Here is a 2806-nt window from a genome sequence, read left to right as displayed (position 1 = left end):
CCTTGATCGCCTAGAAGGATTTCTGAGGAGATTATTCAGGCGATACATTCAACCAGCTAAGTCTGACGACCCGTTCCCTTTGGTCACTTAAGCTGCTTGAACGTCAGGAATGCCAAACGTTATACGCAACCCCTTTGAGAATTGTTAAACTGAAATGACCAATAAACCTTCAATAACGGTGAAACGATTAATTATATAAATTATTACTGATGGGTAGACATATAAGGCATAAATCAATTTAAAGGATATGTTTGCATTTACGAAGAAGTAGTTGAAATCTTAGGACAAATGGATAGTAGAGAGGTAACTTTCCTATGCGGAAACGGACTGATAGATCCGAGAGACACAAACATATAAAGACATATTAAATACATAGGCTATGTTAATACTCATTGTTGATGGACATTCGTTCTATAATAGTGTTAAGAATGCTTGTTCGAAGTTAATAAAACGTATAGAAATATCACAGAAATCTTTAGAGGAAGTTTCAGGGAGGATGGTGTATTTATGAATCATTTTAAATATTTTCTTTTTCAATTTGGACAATACAGTGTAATCATCAGTTTATTTGTTTTTCTTAGTAAATATATTGGTAAGCCATTTACTTATATTGACGTACTAACGGGTGTATTATTTCTTGCAATCGTTGTTATTCTAGATACATTTACAAGTAAGTTCAGAGCTAACTTACTTCCTATTCAATTCATGCATAGATTTTCTCTTTCTTTAATTTCCTTTATTTTGGTATTTATATGTATAGGGTTTGTAATAGGAGAAATACAAGTGAAGATTTAATTAGCTTGAGTAAATTAGTCTTATTTAACATAAGGAGGCTCTTTAAAGATTTACTCACCAAAATAAACGAAATAGAGTCGATCCTACAGCTTAGTAGAGCCAACTCAATTTTTATTTTCCGACCCGACTAAATCAACATTAAAATTAACCTAGCCAGTACATAAACAAACAAGACAGCTATGTGAGTGTTATCGAAGAAGAAGGGGCAGCGTATAACAATGTTTTTCAGCATCGTCGCTGACGCTCCTTGGTCGCCAAGAGGAATTTCGGGGAAGTGGAATCAGGCGACACATCCAACCAGCTAAGTGGCGAAGCCACCCGGACCTGCGGTCCTTAAGCTGTTTGGACGTCAGAAATACGCAACGTTATAAGAAATCCGGGGTAAAGACATTTGTTATTGCTTAGGACATTTCAAAGAAGTAGATTTGAAGTGACATGCTACTAGGGTTTATCGAGGAAGCAAATTTGAAATGACATTGTACTGAGGCATTTCGAAGAAGTAGATTGAAGTGATATTTTATTGAGGCATTTCGAAGAAGTAGATTGAAGTGACGTTTTGCTGAGGCATTTCGAAGAAGTAGATTTGAAGTGACATTTTGCTAGAGCGTTTCGGAGAAGTGATTTATTAAAGAATTAATGAGAATATTCAAAGAAGCCCCGGACATCTTATAACAATGCATTTTTGCTTCATCGCTGACGCTCCTTGGTCGCCAAGAGGTATTTCGGAGAAGTGTATTCAGACGACACATCCAACCGGCTAAGTGGCAGAGCCACCCGGACCTACGGTCCTTAAGCCGTTTGGACGTCAGAAATGCCAAACGTTATAAGAAATCCGGGGTAAAGACAGTTGTTATTACTTAGGATATTTCAAGGAAGTTGATTTGAAGTGACATGTTACTAGGGTTTATCGAGGAAGAAAATTTGAAATAACATTTTGCTGAGGCATTTCGAAGAAGTATATTGAAGTGATGTTTTTACTGAGGCTTCAAAGAAGTATATTGAAGTGACGTTTTACTGAGGCATTTCGAAGAAGAAGATTGAAGTGACATTTTACTGAGGCATTTCGAAGAAGAAGATTGAAGTGACATTTTACTGAGGCATTTCGAAGAAGAAGATTGAAGTGACATTTTACTGAGGCATTTCGAAGAAGAAGATTTGAAGTGACATTTTGCTGGAGCTTTTCGGAGAAGTGATTTATTAAAGATTTAGTGAGAATATTCAAAGAGGCCCCGGACATCTTATAACATTACATTTTTGCTTCGTCGCTAACGCTCCTTGGTCGCCAAGAGGTATTTCGGAGAAGTAGAATCAGGCGACACATCCAACCGGCTAAGTGGCAGAGCCACCCGGACCTGCGGTCCTTAAGCCGTTCGGACGTCAGAAATGCGCAACGTTAACTGAAACTCCTTGAGAAATGTAAAAGGCATGAAAAAGCACTAATTAAAGAGATGTTAAAGATGAGTAGAGCTTAAAACTGATATGAAAGTTTCCATACGGAAACAGATTTAAAGTGAAAACCATGAAAACATGATCAACTCATAACGAATATGGAATGTTTCCCACACGGAAACGATAATTGAAAAGGTAGAAATGAAGAGCCTATATTTCAAGGAGTGTTTCCTATGCGGAAACAGGATTAGATAGGATCATTAAAGAAATAAGAGAGTTAAAGAAGGAAACACGTAAAAACCGGAACAAGTAATTTCGAAGGGTAAGTCGAAGAAGAAGGAGCATCAGTTAACAATGCATTTTTGCTTCGTCGCTGACGCTCCTTGGTCGCTAAGAGGTATTTCGGAGAAGTGGAATCAGGCGACACATCCAACCGGCTAAGTGGCAGAGCCACCCGGACCTATGGTCCTTAAGCCGTTCGGACGTCAGAAATGCGGATACGTTAACTGAAATTGTTGTAAAGCTTATAAATACATAAAAGCTGAAGTTACTAAAAGTAAAAAATGATTGTTAAAGTGGGGTCCGATTGGTGATGAAAGAATGGTTTTTTAAGGAACCAAGG

The 2806-nt window shown here is 37.7% G+C and carries 1 protein-coding gene; it reads left to right on the top strand.

The window, feature by feature from the left end:
- Nucleotides 1-507 precede the first annotated feature (507 nt).
- Nucleotides 508-795, top strand: coding sequence for a hypothetical protein (locus AC1D7X_RS25635; RefSeq protein WP_495476420.1), 288 nt, complete (start codon nt 508-510; stop codon nt 793-795).
- The last annotated feature ends 2011 nt before the right edge of the window (nt 796-2806 follow it).

The organism is Paenibacillus sp. Y568, from assembly GCF_059445545.1.
This window is presented reverse-complemented; position numbering and strand designations above follow the sequence as displayed.